The 16383-nt window shown below is 53.3% G+C and carries 10 protein-coding genes; 8 read left to right on the top strand and 2 right to left on the bottom strand.

The annotated features are described in order from the left end of the window. Window positions 1-487 precede the first annotated feature (487 nt). From ACMDB8_RS03160 to ACMDB8_RS03150, 3 genes are read left to right on the top strand one after another with little or no spacing between them, the layout of a single operon-like run. Entirely contained in the window at window positions 488-3085 is a 2598-nt protein-coding gene (locus ACMDB8_RS03160) for a type I restriction-modification system subunit M (protein WP_409078306.1), read from the top strand. Beyond that, window positions 3072-4229 carry a restriction endonuclease subunit S gene (locus tag ACMDB8_RS03155; protein WP_409078307.1) on the top strand — a complete coding sequence of 386 codons (1158 nt, stop codon included), beginning with the start codon at window positions 3072-3074 and terminating at the stop codon, window positions 4227-4229. Before ACMDB8_RS03160 ends, ACMDB8_RS03155 begins: the two co-directional genes overlap by 14 nt. Before the next feature lie 46 nt (window positions 4230-4275). Next, on the top strand, window positions 4276-7416 hold the full coding sequence (locus ACMDB8_RS03150; protein WP_409078308.1) for a type I restriction endonuclease subunit R: 3141 nt from the start codon (window positions 4276-4278) through the stop codon (window positions 7414-7416). Between the two features lie 810 nt (window positions 7417-8226). On the opposite strand, the gene ACMDB8_RS03145 is transcribed toward ACMDB8_RS03150, so the two are convergent. Both ACMDB8_RS03145 and ACMDB8_RS03140 read right to left on the bottom strand, forming a co-directional pair. Next, window positions 8227-9261 (bottom strand): serine/threonine-protein kinase, encoded by a 1035-nt coding sequence (locus ACMDB8_RS03145; RefSeq protein ID WP_409078309.1) that lies wholly within the window; start codon window positions 9259-9261, stop codon window positions 8227-8229. After that, complete coding sequence (locus tag ACMDB8_RS03140) at window positions 9258-9716, bottom strand: hypothetical protein (RefSeq protein WP_409078310.1); 459 nt, start codon at window positions 9714-9716, stop codon at window positions 9258-9260. Before ACMDB8_RS03140 ends, ACMDB8_RS03145 begins: the two co-directional genes overlap by 4 nt. Before the next feature lie 1319 nt (window positions 9717-11035). Between ACMDB8_RS03140 and ACMDB8_RS03135 the strand changes: the two genes are divergently transcribed. From ACMDB8_RS03135 to ACMDB8_RS03115, 5 genes are all read left to right on the top strand, one after another. After that, a complete protein-coding gene (locus ACMDB8_RS03135) occupies window positions 11036-12433 on the top strand; it encodes a YfjI family protein (protein WP_409078311.1) in 1398 nt (465 codons plus the stop codon). Then, window positions 12417-12776 (top strand): hypothetical protein, encoded by a 360-nt coding sequence (locus tag ACMDB8_RS03130; RefSeq protein ID WP_409078312.1) that lies wholly within the window; start codon window positions 12417-12419, stop codon window positions 12774-12776. The genes ACMDB8_RS03135 and ACMDB8_RS03130 overlap by 17 nt, the downstream gene beginning before the upstream one ends. Continuing rightward, entirely contained in the window at window positions 12754-13734 is a 981-nt protein-coding gene (locus ACMDB8_RS03125; protein WP_409078313.1) for an integrase domain-containing protein, read from the top strand. Before ACMDB8_RS03130 ends, ACMDB8_RS03125 begins: the two co-directional genes overlap by 23 nt. After that, window positions 13731-14024, top strand: coding sequence for a hypothetical protein (locus tag ACMDB8_RS03120; RefSeq protein ID WP_409078314.1), 294 nt, complete (start codon window positions 13731-13733; stop codon window positions 14022-14024). The genes ACMDB8_RS03125 and ACMDB8_RS03120 overlap by 4 nt, the downstream gene beginning before the upstream one ends. Window positions 14025-14501: 477 nt before the next feature. Beyond that, entirely contained in the window at window positions 14502-16262 is a 1761-nt protein-coding gene (locus tag ACMDB8_RS03115; RefSeq protein ID WP_409078315.1) for a retron Ec67 family RNA-directed DNA polymerase/endonuclease, read from the top strand. The last annotated feature ends 121 nt before the right edge of the window (window positions 16263-16383 follow it).

Here is a 16383-nt window from a genome sequence, read left to right as displayed (position 1 = left end):
ACGAATCGGACGGCGACGGTCTAGCCGCAGCCGTCGGGGAGGACAGTCAAACCTCGGTCTGCTCGGCCATTTCCTAGGTATCATCGACCTCTATTCCCTGAATCGCCCCTATCTCGTAGACACCTCCAAGCCTCATAATGAGGCCCGCTATGAGATGCCATGAGCAACCAGCGTTACCGAAGAATTCAAGATCTAAGAGGTCACGCAAGTGCCCGAAGAGTGCGACATCCTAAAAAAGTCCGCCGCGTACTTCGCCAAGGAGTCCGGCGGAAGTACGCCTTCATCAGTAAGCCGTCGGTGGAATACCCGTTACGACGTTTTTGCCAGAGACTCCACGTGTGTCCCGTGGCTACTGCGCTTGGCTGGCCGAGCCGAAAGGCCAACAACCTGATCAGCAGCATGACTCGAGGCGGCAAGCCGGGGCGATTCAAAAATCCCTGAGCAAACCTCCAATCGAAAACTCAAATTTCCTTGAATAGGACTCACAGTGAATAAGCAACAACTAGCGGCAAAAATCTGGGAATCCGCCAACCAGATGCGTTCGAAAATCGAAGCCAATGAATACAAGGACTACATCCTCGGCTTTATCTTCTACAAATATCTTTCGGATAAGCTTGAACGCTTTGCCAATAGCCAGGACTTGAGTAAAGAAGATATCAAGAGCCTTTCGGAGGAAGATCAGGAAACGGTCGATTTTTTCAAGCGTAATCTTGGCTACTTCATTGCATACGAGCACCTGTTCTCCACCTGGCTGGAATTAGGCGGCGATTTTCAAGTATCTAATGTGCGCGATGCACTCTCCGCCTTCAACCGCCTGATTCATGCTGATCACAAGCGACTTTTCGACGGCATTTTCAAAACGCTGGAAACCGGCCTGAGCAAGCTGGGCGACACGACGGCCAAGCAGACCAAAGCCATCAGCGAGCTGATTCAGCTGATCAAGGACATCCCGATGGATGGCCGCCAGGGCTACGATGTACTCGGCTTCATCTACGAATACTTAATCAGCATGTTTGCCGCCAACGCCGGCAAGAAAGCAGGCGAGTTTTACACCCCGCATGAGGTGTCGGTCTTGATGTCCGAGATTATTGCCAACCATGTGAAGGGTAAGGACAAAATCGACATTTACGACTCGACCAGTGGCTCGGGCTCCTTGCTACTCAACATCGGCAAGTCGATTGCCAAGTACATGGGCAACGACGCCAATATCAAATACTTCGCCCAAGAGCTGAAAGAAAACACCTACAACCTCACCCGCATGAACCTCATTATGCGCGGCATACTCCCGTCCAACATCGTTACCCGCAACGGCGACACGCTGGAAGACGACTGGCCATTTTTTGACGACAGCGACCCGATCAACTCCTATAACCCGCTCTATCTAGATGCCGTGGTCTCCAATCCACCCTACTCGCAAAAGTGGGACCCGCAGCACAAAGGCAGCGACCCCCGTTACGCCCGCTTTGGCTTAGCCCCTAAATCCAAAGCCGACTACGCCTTTTTGCTGCACGACCTCTATCACCTTAAGCCTGACGGCATCATGGCGATTATCCTGCCGCACGGAGTGCTGTTTCGGGGGGGCGAAGACGGTGCCATCCGCAAAAATCTGATCGAAAACGACCACCTCGACACCATCATCGGCCTACCAGCCAACATCTTCTTTGGCACCGGTATCTCCACCATCATCCTGGTGCTCAAGCAAAAGCGCACCAAGAGCGACGTGCTGATCGTGGATGCCTCCAAAGGCTTCGTCAAAGAGGGCAAAAGCAACAAACTGCGTGCCTGCGACATTAAGAAAATCAGCGATACCGTGATTGGCCGGCTTACTGTGCCGGGCTACAGCCGCGTGGTCAGCAAACAGCAAGTCCGCGACACAGACTACAACCTCAATATCCCGCGATATGTCGACTCCTCCGAACCTGCCGAAAGCTGGGATCTTTATGCAGCCATGTTCGGCGGCATACCGCACAGCGAACTCGATTCACTCGCCAACTACTGGCAGGCCCTGCCCAGCCTGCGCGCCACGCTGTTTGCCGACAACGGCACACCCTACGCAGCGCCCAAAGTGGACGACTTAGCCCAAGCCATCCACACCCACGCCGAGGTGCAGCAATTTACTGCTCGCTTTACCAGCTCGTTTGCTGATTTTCCTGCCCATCTCAAACAGCGCCTGATCGACAATATCGACACCACGCAGGTGCCCCAGCAGGAGGCGCAAATTGGCGAAGAAATTTTCAACCGCCTAGCCCCACTGCCGCTAATAGACAAATACCAAGCCTACCAACTGCTGGCCGAGCAATGGCAGCAGATTGCCGTGGATCTGGAGATCATCCAAACCGAAGGTTTTTCCGCCACCCGCGTGGTGGACCCCAACCTTGTCACCAAGAAAAAAGACGGCAAAGACGTGGAAGTGCAGGACGGCTGGAAAGGCCGAATCATGCCCTTCGAGCTGGTGCAAGCCACCTTCCTGAACTCACAACTGGCCGACTTGCACCAACAGGAAAACCGTCTGGCCGAAATCGGTGGCGCGATAGACGAAACTTTCGACAGCCTCGGTGAAGAAGAAAAAAGCAGCGAAGCCGTTAACGATTCTGGCGACAAATTCGTGCCCGCCGTCGTTACCAAAGAAGCCAAAGAGTTCAAAGCAGAGCAAGCGAAATCTGCCCCCTTTGCCGCTGACAGCTACGAGGTAAAAATCATCCAGGCGGCTGATTTGCTAGCGCAAGAAAAAACACTCAAGGCCACGGTCAAAAAACAAGCCGAAGCATTGCATCTGCTGACCAAATCCACCATCGAAGGCTTGAGCGATGCGCAAGTGCACCACCTGCTGGAACGTAAATGGATTACCCCGCTGCAAGAAGCACTGCAGCGCCTGCCGGGCCAGCAGATGGATGCCCTAAGCAACAAGCTGCAAGCCTTGGTGGAAAAATACCGCATCACCTATGCCGACAACGCACTCGCCATCCGGCAAAGCGAACGCGAACTGGCAGGCATGTTGGGCGAGCTGGAGGGCAATGAGTTTGACCTCAAAGGCTTAAGCGAACTGAAAACCTTGCTGATGGGAAATAATCATGAGCAGGAGTGAAGACTGCAAGGTGCCGCAGGTTCGATTCAGTGACTACGTTGAAGATTGGAAAGAAAAAACGGTTGGTGCCATTCTCTCCGAAGTGAAACGTACCATCGTCTTAGAAGACAATCAGCAATATGAACTAATTACAGTTAAACGCCGTAATGAGGGCATAGTTTCACGCGGTCATTTATTTGGCCGCAATATTTTGGTAAAAAACTACTCTCAGCTTCAAACTGGGGATTTTGTCATTTCCAAACGCCAGGTCGTGCATGGTGCAACCGGGATGGTTCCTGCGCATTTGAATAATGCAATTGTCTCCAATGAGTACCTTATTGCAACAAATAGTAAAGACATATCTACGGAATTTCTTACAATATTGTCCGGTCTGTCCGCGATGAAACGAAAGTTTTTTCTAAGTTCGTACGGCGTGGATATTGAAAAACTATTTTTTGACGTCGCCGACTGGAAAAAGCGAGTTGTAACAATTCCGGGTAAAATCGAGCAAGAGAAAATATGCTCGCACTTCAAAGAGCTGGATCAACTGATTCAGCTGCATCAATACAAGCACGATAAGCTGTTGACGCTTAAGCAGGCAATGCTGCAAAAGATGTTCCCACACGCCGGCGCCACTACGCCGGAAATTCGTTTTAAGGGATTTGAGGGGAAGTGGGCTGAGCAACGGTTGGAAAATATCGTGGAGGTATGCTCAGGGCGTGATTACAAACATTTGTCTGCTGGAAATATACCGGTATATGGAACTGGTGGTTACATGCTAAGCGTGGACAAAGCGTTATCATACGACAAGGATGCTGTTGGGATCGGTCGAAAGGGAACCATAGACAAGCCATATTTATTGAGATGCCCTTTTTGGACTGTTGACACCTTGTTTTATGCCACTCCCAAAAAAGGCCACAATCTAGATTTCATACACAGCATTTTCCAGAAAATTGACTGGAAGAAATACGACGAATCGACTGGCGTGCCCAGCTTATCAAAAACGGCAATTAATGAGGTTGGCACTTATGTTCCAGACCTCGAGGAGCAACAAAAAATCGGCCTCTATTTCAGCCAACTTGACGAGCTAATTTCCCACCACGCCACGCAGCAAAAAAAACTGAAGCAAGTCAAAGCCGCCTGCCTTGGGAAGATGTTTATTTAAACACTGCCAACCCCTCCATGAAAAAGACAGAACAAGGAACATCCGCATGAGCACCTTTGCCAAAGAAACCGACTTTGAAAAGGCCGTAACTCACGAGCTAAGTCAGCGTGGGTGGGAGCCAGAGGTGATCAAAAACCCGAGCGAGCAGGATTTGCTGGCCAACTGGGCGCGGATTTTGTTCGAGAACAATCGCGGCATTGACCGGCTGAACAATGTAGCCCTGACTGATGGCGAAATGCAGCAAATCATGGAGCAGATTAGCGCGCTGCGCACGCCGCTGAAATTGAACGGGCTGATTAACGGCAAAACCGTCGCCATCGTGCGCGACAATCCGGACGATATGCTGCACTTTGGCAAAGAAATCAGCCTGAAAATTTACGACCGGCACGAGATCGCCGCCGGTCAAAGCCGTTACCAGATTGTACAGCAGCCCCGTTTTGCGCGCAGCTCGCCACTGCTGAACGACCGGCGCGGCGATGTGTTACTGCTGATAAATGGCATGCCATTGATTCATTTGGAGCTAAAGCGCAGCGGGGTACCGGTCAGCCAAGCCTATGGCCAAATCCAGAAATATGCCCGCGAAGGCATGTTTACCGGGCTGTTATCGCTGGTGCAGGTGTTTGTGGCGATGGAACCGGAAGAGGCGCTCTACTTTGCCAACCCGGGGCCGGATGGCAGCTTTAATAAGGACTATGCCTTCCACTGGGCAGACTTTAACAACGAGCCGATCAACCACTGGAAATCGCTCATCTCGGCCTTGTTATCCATCCCCATGGCGCACCAGCTGATTGGTTTTTACACCGTGGCCGATGAGTCTGACGGTGTGTTGAAGGTGATGCGCAGCTACCAGTACTACGCCGCACATTCCATTTCCGACAAGGTAGCCAAAACCGACTGGAAAAATTCCGATCGATTGGGCGGTTTTATCTGGCACACAACCGGCGCGGGCAAAACCATGACCAGCTTCAAGACCGCCCAGCTGATTGCCAATGCCAAGGATGCAGACAAGGTGGTGTTTTTGCTCGACCGCATCGAGCTGGGCACCCAGACGCTGCTGGCGTATCGTGACTTTGCCGGCGATGGCACCGCGGTTCAGGCCACTGAAGATACCGGCGTGCTGGTCAGTACGCTGAAAAGCACCGACCCGGCCGCTACGCTGATTGTGACCTCCATCCAGAAAATGAGCCGCCTTAAAGATGAAGAAGACGGCCTGAAGGCACATGATCTGGAAAAAATACGGGCCAAGCGCATTGTGTTCATCATTGACGAATGCCACCGGTCAACCTTTGGCGATATGCTGATCGATATCAAGAAGAGCTTTAAAGGCGCGGTGTTGTTTGGCTTTAGCGGCACCCCGATCCATAAGGAAAACACGCGTAAGGACAACACCACCGCCGATGTGTTTGGTAACGAATTACACCGTTACAGCATTGCCGATGGTATCCGCGATAAGAATGTGCTGGGTTTTGACCCTTATCAGGTCAAAACTTATCGTGACCGCGATCTGCGCCAAGCCGTGGCGCTGGAAAAAGCCAAAGCGGCCTCCGTGGCCGAGGCCTTGGCAAACCCGAGAAAGAAAGCTGTTTTCAACCGCTATATAAGCGATGTACCCATGGCAGGTTTTCGGGATAAAGCGGGTGTTTACAAAAGAGGGATTGAAGATTATTTGTCCAATAGCCAGTACAGCCGAGATAAGCACCGGCACGCGGTGGTGCAGGATATTGCAGATAATTGGCTGACGCTAAGCCAAAACGGCAAATTCCACTCGATCTTTGCTACCCACAGCATCCGCGAGGCCATTACTTATTACCGGCTGTGCAAAGCACAATGCCCGCAGTTGAAAGTCACTTCGCTGTTTGACCCGAATATAGACAACGATGATGACGGCGCGGATGATCAAGCCTTCAAGACCAACGGCCTAGTGGAGATTCTGGAGGATTACAACGCGGCCTATGGGCAAAGCTTTGACCTTGCCAGCCATGCGCGCTTCAAGAAGGACATTGCCGTCAGATTGGCGCACAAAAGACCCTATACCCGTATCGAGACAACCCCCGATCAACAGCTAGACCTGTTGATTGTGGTGGACCAGATGCTGACGGGGTATGACTCCAAATGGGTCAACACGCTGTATCTGGATAAAGTGTTGCGGTACGAAAACATCATTCAGGCTTTCTCTCGCACCAATCGCCTGTTTGGGCCAGACAAACCGTTTGGCACCATCCGCTACTACCGCAAGCCGCACACCATGCAGCGGAATGTGAATGACGCAGTAAAACTGTATTCCGGCGATAAGCCAATGGGCCTATTTGCCGACAAGCTGGCCGGCAATGTGTCGCGGCTAAATGCCTGTTTTGCCGAGATCAGCGCCATTTTTTCGGCAGCGGGGATTGTAGACTTCAAAAAACTCCCCGAGGACCCAACTGAACGAGCTACATTTGCTAAACACTTTCAGACCTTCAGCGGCATTCTTGAGGCTGCCCGAATCCAGGGCTTCACCTGGGATAAAACCGAGTACCCGTATGAGGGGGCCTGCGCAGTAACTCTCGAAGTGACTCAGCAGCAATATTTTACGCTGCTGCAGCGTTACAAAGAACTGGGCAGCATCGGTGGTGGTGGCGGCGGGGAAGAGGTGCCGTTTGAGATTGACAGCCACATCTCAGAAATTGATACCGGCAAGATCGACGCCGACTATATGAATTCGCGTTTTGCAAAATACCTGAAGGTTTTGCAAAGTGGCGATGCAGAAGCACGAGAAGCCACATTGAGCGAGTTGCAACGCTCGTTCGCATCACTCTCGCAAGAGGAACAGAAGTTCGCCGAGATATTTCTGCGCGATATTCAGCGTGGTGATGTGGTGATTGATCCTGCCCGAATCTTCCGTGACTACCTTACCGATTACCAAGCGCAAGCAAAGCATCGAGAGATCGAAACCATTGTTAAACGCTTGGGTGTGGATGTTGGGAAACTGAATGCTTTGATGAATACCAGAACGACTGAAGCCAACCTAAATGAATACGGCCGCTTCGATGCGCTATTGGCCTCAATCGACAAGGAAAAAGCCAAAGCCTACTTCACGACGCTAGAGGGACAAGACATCGCTGCTTTTAAAGTGAATATTAAGTCAGCTGACCTGCTACGTACCTTCATCATTAAGGGTGGCTTTGAGCTCGATTCGCCCAGTAAATAGACGTGATATAGCAGCGGGAACGAGTCGCCCTTCATTGTAAACCCACCCACATCTGAAGGCGACCACCCGCTACCTAAGGAAATCCTTAAGAAGATTTTCCGTTTCTGCTGGAATACGCCGACCACATTGTGGATGGCCCACCGCATATGCTGACGAATGCAGAGGAGGTGTACCTAAAATTTGGGAACTGGCTGCTGAGAGGTGTCGCGGCGGCTCAAGACTCTGCACCCTAGCAAAAGCTTACGTAAACGGGCCAGCACAATGGCTGATTGCCGCAACCACACGCGATGCCTGCTCGCACCGCTCAGTTGACGGCGTCAGTGCCCGTTCCAGTGCGCTCATTTGCTCGCGATTGAGCGCGGTTCACCGCTCCTGAAGAACCGCGATTCGAGTTGACTGACTTCCTCAGGGCGTGAAGCTGCCGCTCGAAGCAAGCGGCTAGAGATTACCTATATCGATGGTATCGGCCGAACTGTATCTCGCTGCGGAGAGCGGCATGACTGCACAAAAGTATCGTCCGAAAAGTCGATCTACGTCAGGCTATTTGGGAGGGATTTCAAAGCCTTTCGCGAAGCCCAAGGCTGACTGCTTGAGGCGAACATGCATGGGAATAACTGCCCCCCACACCGCGCTTACAAAGGGCTCTAGAAGGGTCAGCGGCGATGGTAGATGATTTTCGAATCACCCATGAGGTCGTCCACGCTCACCAGCGGAACGGACGAGCGAACGCGACCAGAGCTGGTCTGGCTACGTCCTGTGGAGACCTGGGATCTGGTCAGATACCCGTCACCACCCTTTTTTCCTGTCGGCTTACCAGTCTGATGACATGAGGATTTCATGGATTCGCTCCGGGGTTGGGTTGGCTTCGCAGAGATTGGCTTTCCTGCGAAAAGCTCCGCCAGCCGTCTTCTTCTGGGCTGTGCATTGGCCATTATCGGACACCTCTACCAAAAGGGTCGTTCCGTCCGACGAAATGCTTTCCCAGCGCTGTACATTACCGACTGTAGAGAAACGCCAATCCAAGCCTAAATCTTCGATGGACGACAGGCCATTCAGTAAATCTATTACTGATTGATAGCGTGTATCGGGATCAAACTTCAAGCATTTCTTGATGATGGTCTTGAGCTTTTTCGGAACATGCCGAGGCAGCTGCGACAAATCTGGGTAGGTTTCGCTGCGTAGAGCACCCGCCAATTCAGCACCATTTCCGAATGCACGTCGTTGATTCTCCAGAGCGTCCAAGCCAGCCAGCAAACGGTACAGGGTCAAGCCGACCTGATAAATATCTGCACTGTTATTGAAGTCACGCGTGTGAGCACTCTCGGGTGGCAGATGGTAGCGGTAGGTCGCCTCAGGCGTAGCGAATCCATCCTCATCCATGATCTTGGCGAAGCCGAAGTCAGAAAGTAAGGCCTCATCACTGTCGGAGATTAAGATGTTGTCTGGCTTGATGTCGAAGTGGAGCAACCCTTTGGAGTGGATGTTGTTCAGCCCGCTGAGGAAATGCATTGAGTAGCGGATGAGCTGCCTGCAGGTCAGCCCCTGTGCTTCAGCGACTTGGTGCAACGATCCGTTCCGGTAGTAGGGCATGGCCATGTAGATGTGCTGCGCGTCCTTGCAGGCGTACAGCACCTGCACCACATACGGATGCGTGCTTTTGTAGAGCAACTGAGCTTCAAGCAGGTACCGCTCTTCATTGAATCCGTCAGTCTTGACCTGCTTTACCACGAGCTCGGCATCCAGGTGCTCGTCATGGACGACGTACACCTCGGAATTCTCACCATTCTCGCCAATACGCTCCTTCCTCTGGAAAGAAACCTGGGCCGTCTGGTATGGAATGATCATTTGGCGGCTCCTATGGCTACGAGAATGGCCTCTCGAACAGTCTGTGCCCTCCCTGCCGGCCAGCCTTCCACGCCCTCAAGCTCAGTCTCGCATTTCACGATCGAGTTAAACTGAGCAGAGGTGATGCCCAGCCGCGCGCTGATACTTGTCTTTCGTCCCACAAAATAGTTTTTGATGCTGCTGCTTGCGAACGACTCCATGAACACGGCCTCCAGGTACAACCGGTCAGCGTCTTGGTTCTGCGCGTTGCCCTCTGCGACCCGAATGCCCGCCGCGTCAACTTTGTACTCCCGGAGGATGTCGAGAATGTTGTGGCGAGCGAATTTTAGCTGTTCTGGCTTGTTCAAGATCTGAGGAATGATCAAGGACTCGACGTTCAAAATTTGCTTGGTTTCATCGTCGTATATGACGAACGTCGCCTTTTTGGGCTCTGCGCGGATTCCAAGTGATCGCATGGCGTTCCCTGCGGGTAGTGGCGGTTTCTGGAATGCATCTCTGGCCGCACACTAGCATCAGACTGCCAGCTATCACCATCCCCCCGAAGGTAGCCCCCGTCTGAGGAATGCCGGGCACTGTGAGACGAGCTCAATGTGCGGTCACGCTTCACAGATATCCTGTTGCTTACGGCGCTTCGACACAGATCGGCTGCTGCACTAACCCCTACTGCCGGCTACTGTAAGGATGCGATGCATGGTCGATGGCCAAACCCAGCAGATGGGGCACCACCTGATGCCGTGCGACGTTGGGCGTCTCCATCCGCAGCTACTATTAAATTGCCGAGTGGCAACGAGGTTAATTACCTCGTACCCGCAAGACACTCAGTGACTGCTTTTGGCTGTTCTCCGCCGGTCGTCACTATGGCGTTTGCTGGTCAAGTCGAATGCAAACGGTTGATCAGCACGAATGCAATTGACTGGTCAGTGACGATGCAAATGGGTGGTCAAGTCCATGCAATTTACGCAGGCTCACATTAAAAACCGACAAACGACCACTCGGCCATGGAAAGCCACCGGCCTCCAAGGTCTTCCAGCACTACCGATTGGCGCAAGATTCCCCCCCAAATCCGGTTGACCGCAAGCAGAACGAGCGCTAAACCAGAACCGTACCAGCGCTGTCCTAGACAGTACCCAGGTAGCCAGAACCTTTGAGGCTACGCCACATCGTGGTGGTTCTCCCCAAGTGCGATTAGCGTCCGGCGGCTCGCACGGTCACAGTGATGTGATGGATGCCACTTCTTCCAGAATGCCCACTGCGGCAACTCATGCCCCCTCCTGGCTGTTCTGCAGCAACTTATCCGCTTGGCCATTTCTTGCGCCAACCTTTTGCCCGTCTCTTTGCTCCCTAAAGAGACGGGCACTCCTACCGCTGCTGCAGCCCAACTCGTACAAGGCTTTGCGGCATTCCCCCTCGTGACAATCGGCGTGACAAACACCGAAGTCACCAGCAACAGCGATGCAGATGATGGTGCCGCAGCCCAAGGAATGGACTGCACCTGACTGACAGTCAGGCATGCCCCTGTCATCGCATCACTGCCTTCACCCGACTCAGGGTCTTGCGACACCGGTCTCGTCAGCCAGTGCAGCCTCCACCCGCCCACCGCTATCGGTGTTCAGGAGGCCAGATCATGAGATGCCCAAGCTCCCGGCCGTAAGGAGCCGTCAGTCCCGCGTTAGTGGACAAACCTCACAGGTCGCAGGGGCCTTGATCCCTGATAACACTCAACAACCGTGGCGGGATGAGTGAGGACGAAGTCGATAATCTCAGGAGAATTTCGATGCAACTGTGCGAAGCGTTCGAGCCCCCACAACCATTGCTGGAGTACCAGCAGGCGCCACTGCCCTACCCGGTCGAAGCACTCGGGGATCTGTTGGGCCCTGCGGTCGAACGACTGGCCGAGGTGATCGGCGTGCCCTGCGCCATGGCTGCACAATCGGTGCTGGCCAGCGTCGCCCTGGTGAGCCAGGGTCATGCCAATGCCCAACTCGACGGCCGAACCTATCCGTTGTCCCTTTACCTACTGACGGTGGCGTCCTCGGGTGATCGCAAAAGCGCGGTGGACCATCTGGCCCTGAAGGCGGCGCGCGACTGGGAACGACAACAGTGGACCCTGTATGCGGAAAAACTCAAAGCCTATCGCGCCGCTACCAGAATGACCAAACCCAAAACCTCAACAGAGCGTGCTGAGGCGAAAAGCGGTGAGCTGTCCGAGCCGGTACCACCGAGACTGATCATTGCCGAGCCCACCATTGAGGCCCTGGTCAAAAGCCTGTGTCAGGGCTTGCCCAGCATGGGCTTGTTCAATGATGAAGGTGGCCAGTTCTTGGGCAGCAGCACCATGAGCAAAGAGAACCTGCTCAAGGCGATCACCACCTTGTCGACACTGTGGGATGGCAGCCCGATCGATCGGGCACGCTCCATGGCTGGGGAAAGCCTGCGTGCCTATGATCGCCGTCTCAGCCTGCACCTGATGCTGCAACCCTACCTGGCCAACCAGCTGTTCAAAGACCCTGTGATCAATGGCCAAGGCATCCTCGGCCGTTGCCTGATCAGTTGGCCAGAGCGCTTGGCCGGCCAACGACTCTACAAGGCGATCGACCTGACCCGAGATGCCAAAGTCCAGCGCTACCAACAGCGGATCACCGCCCTGCTGCAAAAGCCCTGGTCGCTTCACAAGGATGGATCCCTCAATCCCGCCACGCTGGAGCTGACTCCCCGTGCCCGTCGTGCCTGGATTGATATTCACGACACCATCGAGTGCCAGTCTGGCGAGTTTGGCGAGCTGGCCGGCGTCCAGCCTGTCGCAGGCAAGGCGGCGGCGAATGTACTGCGCATCGCGGGTGCGCTGGCCATGGTTGAAGAGGCCAGTGCGTTGGACGAAGCGCACATCCAGCGCGCCTCCACGTTGATGGATTACTACCTGGCCGAGATCCAGCGCCTGACCGAACAGGCGCCGGTCAATAGCCGATGCGAAGAGGCGGATCGGCTGCTGCGCTGGCTGGTACAAAATGGTTGGACCCACTTCACTATTCGCGACGTCAATCGCAACGGTCCTCGTTTTGCCCGCAAGAGCGCTGACCATACCGCCTCTTTATTGGTCGTGCTGATCACTCATCGCTGGCTGAGCAGTCGCGATGGAAGAACCTTCGAGGTCCGCCATGTTCCGCCTCAATGACGCGGTGCGCCGCTACCAGGCGCAACATCAACCGCAGCCAGAATCGCAGCGTGTCGCCACCTCTGTCGCCACCCTGTCGCCGCGCCCCAAGCCAGAAACGACGCGGATTGTCGCCACTGTCGCCGCTGTCGCCACACCACCCCTGGAGCCTGCCAACCTCGCCCTGCTGATCGAGCAATTGCGTGAGGAAGGAGCACTGCTGCAACACCACAAAAACGCCCTTCTGGTCCGCCCGACGCATTGGCAGCAGGTGGACAGACTCAGCCCTCACTGGAAAGCCTTGCTGCTCTTTCTACAAACAAACGAACACGGTGATGAAGATGGCTCTGTTTGGTCGGCGTGAGGGTCGCAACTTTGGTTACGGCCGCCAGCTGAGCTACGCCGGCCCACAAGCGCTCAAGGATTTGTTTGCCGGCGGCCACTTCGCCACGGTCAAAGCGCATTGCGATCGCTGGCAAGCGTTTGTGCGTTGGTGTCGGTCAGAGGACGGCCCCGGTTACAACGATGCGCGCCAAATCGATCGACAGACGCTGCACGACTACGCCGCATATCTGCGCCAGCAGATCCAGCAAGGTGAACTCTGCATCGCGACGGCGCAGAACCGCCTGAGCAGCGTCAACCGTACCCTCGCGGCGCTGCGCGGTGATCAGGACGTGAGGATCGTCAGTCCGAGCCAGGCGTTGGGACAGCAGCGCTCGAGCGTACGCACCCGCGCGCCCGATGGCCAAGACCACCAACAAGTGCGGCGAGTACTCGAGGCGCTTGGCGAACAGCAACACGCGCGGGTGGCCGCGATTGTCCTGTTGGCCCGAACAACCGGTATGCGCCTGCGCGAAGCAATCCTGGCTGACCTGCCACGCTTGCGCCGCGAAGCCGAACACTTCGGCCGCATCAACATCCAGGACGGCACCAAAGGCGGCCGCTCAGGCGCTTCAGCGCCACGCTGGGTTGTGGCCAATGAAGAGGTGAAGGCGGCGCTACAGTTGGCTCGTCATGCATCGCCGCCCCGCAGCCGCAACTTGCTGGCCCGAGACGAAAGCTACGTCGCGTTCCTGCAACAGACCGTGCTCCCCGCCCGAGAAACGCTGCATGAACACGGGCTGAAGGGTTTCCATGAACTGCGCGCGGCCTATGCCTGCGAGCGTTACGAACAGCTCACTGGCCACGCCGCACCGGTCAATGGTGGTCACTGCTATCGCATTGACCGCGACCTTGATCGACAGGCGCGACAACAGATCAGCCTTGAACTCGGGCATAACCGGATCGATGTGATGTCGGCCTACATTGGAGGCAGAGCGTGACTAAGCCCTTCGATATGGCGCTGTTCCTGAGCGGAGTACTGACCGGCTCGAAGGTCACGCAGCAACGACACCTACGCCAAGCCCGAATCATGCAAGCGGCCATTCAACAGCGATGGCAGCGAGACAATCCCTGGACTTGGCAGCTCAAGCATGTGCGCTGGTTTTTCACCCAGCACCTGAAAGACCACTCCGACGCCACCCGCTATTACTATCGGCTCACTGCCCTATTGGTCTGGAAGCGATTAGGGGATGACCGAGAAATGCTGATCGAACGCTCGAGTCGTGGGTAGGCAGCCTTCCAGGCTCGCTTGTCCGCCTTCATCTATCTCAGCGTGGATATTCTCTTGCAGATAAACCTGCTCGAAAAACACCGTCGCAATGGTAAAAAACAACCCCAACCGGTTAGTCGTGACAGGCCGAAACGGCCAATTGCAGCCCCTCGTGACAGGCAGAAGACGGTCCATAAAGGAAGCTCACCCATGACAGCCGCTCCGCGTTGGCAACTATCAGTCAGCATCCTTGCAGCTGCGGGCACACAACTCCAACGCGCAGCCACTATTGGGGCGGACAATCAAGCTATTGCAGAAGTGAGCATCAATTGGTAGCCTCCGCGGCGGCTTATGGGCAGATTTTGGGTCGCGTATCGCGATCAGTGGAAACAATGTCCGTAAGGATTGCCCTTGTGAGACCTGTCGCTTCTTAATGGTCCCTTAGTAGCATAAGAGTGCCCATAAGCCACTTTCCCCTCCCCAGCTTGAAGCGAAAAAATGAGAAAAATCGACGTCCTTCGAGCGATAAGAACGAAGCGTGAGCTTGCGTTAATTCTTGGTGTTAAAGCTACTTTTCTCACACATGTGCTGTATGTGGTGAAACCTTCTTCACAGTATTCGAGTTTTACAATTCCAAAGAAAAGTGGCGGAACTCGAACAATTTTTGCGCCATCTGATCGCCTGAAATCATTGCAGTCATCCCTTTCGGAGCTTTTGCAAGATTGTATCGAAGAGATCAATAAGGCGAAGGATGTTGATGGTGATTTTAAGCCCACGCTCTCCCATGGTTTTGTGCGAAACCGTTCGATCATCACAAACGCGATGATGCATTTACACCAAAAAAATGTATTGAACGTGGATTTAAAGGATTTTTTCGACAGTTTCAACTTTGGGCGTGTTCGGGGTTTTTTTATACAGAACAAAAATTTCCTGCTAGACCCACATATTGCAACAGTTCTTGCACAAATTGCTTGCTATGACAACAAGCTTCCGCAGGGCAGCCCGTGCTCTCCGGTCATCACCAATTTAATCACGCACCCGTTAGATATTAGGCTCGCATCTCTCGCCAAAGCCAACTCCTGTACATATTCCAGGTACGCCGACGACATCACTTTTTCGACTCGGGAAAAAACCTTTCCAGCACGAATCATGGCCGAAGTGGCGGGAGAGTATATCCCCGGAAAAAGGCTTAAAAATCAAATTCGACGAGCAGGCTTTGGATTAAACGAAAAGAAAACGCGGATTCAATACAAGGATTCTCGTCAAGATGTTACCGGACTAGTAGTAAACCAAAAGCCGAACGTAAAAAATGAATATTGGCGTACGGTCAAATCCCAGTGCCATTCTCTCTTTAAAAATGGCATGTTCACCAAAAAAGTAAACGGAATTTTGGTTGATGGGAGTGTCTTTGAGCTGGAGGGACAGCTAAACTTCATTGACCAAGTCGACTATTATAATCGTTTGCGTCAAAAGCCGCCGCTAAACCCTGAGTATGCGCTTGCAAAACATGGTCAAAATACGCGCGAGCTTTTGAGCGGGAGAGAGCGGACCTTCAGCCGTTTTCTTTACTATCGGTTGTTTTATGCGAATCAGCAGCCGACCATTCTTTGCGAAGGAAAGACCGACAACGTCTATCTAAAATCAGCGATTAGTAGACTTGCTGCCTTTTACCCGAAATTGGCTAAGCCGAAGACCGCAACTGGGCCGTATAAGCTACTCGTGTCGTTCCTTAACTACACTGCAAGGACACGTTTTTTACTCCAACTCTTCGGCGGAGCTTCATACCTTCAGTCTTTTATCTCGGAATTTGATGACCATTTCAAATTCTATAAAGCACCAACTCCGATCAATCCGGTGATCGTCGTTCTGGATAATGATAGTGGCTGCGGAAAAATTTGTAGTCTTCTTATCGGCAAGACACCAGCGCAACCGTATCCAACAAGTTTGGCAAAGGCAGATGTGCGCAAGGCAGACTTTGTCCATGTAATGCACAATTTGTATGTGGTATTTACGCCACTTGACACCTCGGGTAAAGATACAGCCATCGAAGATCGGTTCACGAAAGAAACTTTAAGTGAAACGCTCTCCGGAAAAAAATTCAATCCCAAAAATGATATGAATCCCGCGACCGAGTATGGGAAAGAATTTTTTGCTAAGAAAGTAGTTCTAGCGAAAAAATCAAGCATAGATTTTTCGGGCTTCCACGTGTTACTTACTCGTATCGCGCAATGCATTGAGCATTATGACTCAATAAAATGATGTATCTGAGTCATCTGTTGCATCGGCCGGTTAAATCAATAGTCGGACGCGACTATGAGACAGTCCGCTTCTGGCTGGTTGCAGCCTGTCAACGAATGCACATAATCAGCGGCCGAGTATG

The organism is Pseudomonas monachiensis, assembly GCF_047345015.1.
Classification (GTDB): Bacteria; Pseudomonadota; Gammaproteobacteria; order Pseudomonadales; family Pseudomonadaceae; genus Aquipseudomonas; species Aquipseudomonas monachiensis.
The sequence above is the reverse complement of the archived record's forward strand: the minus strand, read 5'-3'. Positions and strand labels throughout refer to the sequence as shown.